At 63.5% G+C, this 2217-nt stretch carries 3 protein-coding genes; 1 reads left to right on the top strand and 2 read right to left on the bottom strand.

All coding sequences use genetic code 11. From position 1 onward, the window contains the following. Both EOA22_RS31155 and EOA22_RS31160 read right to left on the bottom strand, forming a co-directional pair. Window positions 1-1224, bottom strand: a 1224-nt coding sequence (locus tag EOA22_RS31155; RefSeq protein WP_164756091.1) for a M23 family metallopeptidase, incomplete at its 3' end; no start/stop codon positions are given. Between the two features lie 150 nt (window positions 1225-1374). Next, entirely contained in the window at window positions 1375-1842 is a 468-nt protein-coding gene (locus tag EOA22_RS31160) for a peroxiredoxin (RefSeq protein WP_063167801.1), read from the bottom strand. A 95-nt stretch (window positions 1843-1937) separates the two neighbouring features. Here EOA22_RS31160 and EOA22_RS31165 point away from each other — a divergent pair. Beyond that, a partial coding sequence (locus tag EOA22_RS31165) for a hypothetical protein (protein ID WP_164756092.1) occupies window positions 1938-2217 on the top strand: 280 nt, incomplete at its 3' end.

Below are 2217 nucleotides of genomic sequence, written 5' to 3' on the forward strand. Positions count from 1 at the left end.
GCGCAGATGCGGGCCGGTCGAGCGGCCGCTGCTGCCGGTCTTGCCGATGACGGCGCCGGCGTCCAGTTTCTCGCCGACGGTCACGTCGATCTCGCTGAGATGCCCGTAACGTGTCGCAAAACCATTGCCATGGTCGACTTCAACCATGCGGCCATAGCCGCCGTTCCAGCCGGCCTTGGTGACGGTGCCGGGCGCCGTGACCTTTGCGGCCATGCCGATCGGCGCCCTGAAATCCATGCCGGAATGCAGTGCCGCGGTGCCGAGGATCGGGTCGGTGCGCACGCCGAACGGGCTGGTGACGGAGTGGCCCGGCGCGGGGTTGGTCAGCGGCAGCTGGCGCGCTTCTTTCTTGAGATGGTCGAGCGCGTCAAGCGCTTCGTCCAATTCCTTGACCTTGCTGTCGAACATCATCGAACTGTCGAGCGGGATCAGCGGTCCGCCGACGTCGCTGTCGCCCTTGCCGAAGTCGCTGTCGACGGGCAGTCCGGCCGCCTCGAGCGCCTGGGTGATGGCATCGGCGCTCTTATAGGCATTGTCGGCAAGCGTGCTGATGCGGGTCAGTTGATCGCTCTCGATGGATTTCAACGACTGGTTGATCGAGACGAAGAGCTTGTCGGCACGATCGGCGGCTGAATCATTGGGCAGCGGATCGGAGCGGGTTGACCACAGCGAGAACGGCCTTGTGTCGCCGGCGCCGAGATCGGCGCTCAGGCTGGCGACCGCATAATTCCGCGCGGGCTCCTTGATGCTGCCGGTCACTTCGGCGCGTTTGTCCGGCTTCGCAGCCGCTGCCGGATCTTCGGCCGGCGCTGCGCCGACCTCGCTCTCGGCGCGTTCGAGCAGCGGACCAAGGCGGCCATGACGCTTGCTCAACTGGCTCTGGCGTTCAAGCAGTTCGCTGACCTTGGTTTCCATCAGCTGCTGGTCGAGCAACTGGCGGCTGGTGATGCGGTCGACCTGGGCGCGAAGCGCCGAAATGCGATCTTCATAGGCTTGCTGCATGCGCGCCTGACGCGCCGTTGTGGCGCCGATCAAATCGTCGCGCAGCACGAGATAGGAGGTGGCCATGAGGTAGCCGACGGCAATGGCGGCCAGCGCCGAGCCGATAAAGGCCGCCAGCCACGGTCGGATCGTAAAATGCCTGATCTCGTTGCCCCGGGCGATGATGACCGTATGGGGCTCCTTACGCTTGCCGAAGACTGCGGACTGACCGGTTGCGTTCACGGGACCAAGCTTTCGTTTACGACACCACGACAGCTTGATTACACATTATTAGGGTTAACAAAGGCTTGCAGCGATAGCTTGCTCGCAGCGATTGCCCGCCAGGCGTGCGTAAGGTTGCAAGGGAACCTGGGCCAGCCTCGCCGGCAAACCTCAAAGCGCTCGAACGGCCTCGAGCACCTCTTCGGCATGGCCCTTGACGCGGACCTTGCGCCAGATCCTGGCGATCCGCCCGTCGCGGCCGATCAGGAACGTCGCGCGCTCGACGCCCATATACTTGCGGCCATACATCGATTTCTCGACCCACAGATGGTAGGCCTCGATCACCGTGCGCTCCTCGTCGGCGGCGAGGTCGATGGTGAGATTGTATTTCGACTTGAACTTGTCGTGCTTCTTGACGGGGTCGGGCGACAGGCCGATCACCACGGCGCCGGCCTTCTCGAACTCCGGCTTCAACTGCGAGAAGCTGATCGCCTCCTGCGTGCAGCTTGTTGTGTCGTCCTGCGGATAGAAATAGAGCACGATGGGCTTGCCGGACGATGCGGCAAGGCTGACCGATCCGCCGCCGTCCCGCGGCAGGTCAAATTGCGGCGCAAGATCGCCTACGTCGAGGTCAGCCATACCGATGCCCTTGTTTGAGGTTACGCGCGAAGCCACACCGATATAGTGTCGGACGGGGATTCGTCCACGATCGAGTTCGTACAACGGAAAATTGCGTGGATCAGGAGCGACCGCAGCACGAGAAGATCCGGTTCAGGCGTGATGAGATCACCGACCTGGGGACCTTTCCGTCCGCCTGCCGTGTGCCGCCGCTTGGTCAGGCGTCGATCGGACGCGGTTTTCGCATCCTGTCGCGACTGTTCGCCGGTCTGGTCGCTTTCGTGCTGCTGGCCGCCGTGCTCGTTTATCTGGTTGGCGCCTCCGGCATCGGAGCCGACCGGCTTCGCGCCGAGGCGGAAACGGCGCTTGAGAAACTGGCGGGCGTCGATGTCAATG

This window comes from Mesorhizobium sp. M7A.F.Ca.US.014.04.1.1, from assembly GCF_003998745.1.
Classification (GTDB): Bacteria; Pseudomonadota; Alphaproteobacteria; order Rhizobiales; family Rhizobiaceae; genus Mesorhizobium; species Mesorhizobium ciceri.